This window comes from Devosia psychrophila, from assembly GCF_000971275.1.
GTDB lineage: Bacteria > Pseudomonadota > Alphaproteobacteria > Rhizobiales > Devosiaceae > Devosia > Devosia psychrophila.
This window is the reverse complement of record NZ_LAPV01000005.1, coordinates 1-703: the sequence shown is the minus strand read 5'-3', so window position 1 is coordinate 703 and position 703 is coordinate 1. Positions and strand designations below refer to the sequence as shown.

The window sequence follows — 703 nt, the reverse complement described above, 5'->3', positions numbered from 1 at the left end:
GTTGGTCTTCAGACCGTGCGGGACTGGGTATTGCGGTTCAACGCCGCCGGCCCTGATGGCTTGGTCGATGGTGTACCGCCGGGCGGCATTGCGTTGCTGGACGATGCCCAGCGCCGGGCCCTGGCGGCCATCGTGGAGAGCGGACCGATCCCGGCTTCGCACGGGGTCGTGCGGTGGCGGCTGATTGATCTGGCGCAGTGGGTTTGGGATGAGTTCAGGGTCTGGATCAGCAAGCAGACCCTGAGCCGGGAGTTGCGCGCCATGGGCTATCGCAAACTGTCGGCGCGACCCCGTCACCATGCGCAGGACGCCGATGCCATACCGACGTTTAAAAAAACTTCCCCGCCGCAGTGGCAGCGATCCGGGCGACGCTCCCTCGTGGCACACCCATAGAGCTGTGGTGGCAAGACGAAGCACGGGTCGGCCAGAAGAACGGGATCACCCGACGCTGGGCCAAGCGCGGGACGCGACCATCGGCACCCAAGGACCAGCGGACCACCTCGGCCTATATCTACGGCGCGATCTGTCCGGCGCAGGGCAAAGGCGCCGCGCTCGTTCTACCCCGCTGCAACAGCGAGGGCATGATGCTCCATCTGGCGGAAATCTCAGCCGCCGTGGCACCGGGGGCCCATGCCGTGCTGCTACTCGATCAGGCCGGATGGCACATCTCCGCCGCACTCGTGGTGCCCGCCAATATCACCCT

General features: G+C 66.1%; 1 pseudogene. It reads left to right on the top strand.

The features are described 5' to 3' along the window. Window positions 1-703 (top strand): annotated as a pseudogene (locus WH91_RS25170) (IS630 family transposase); the annotation flags it as partial.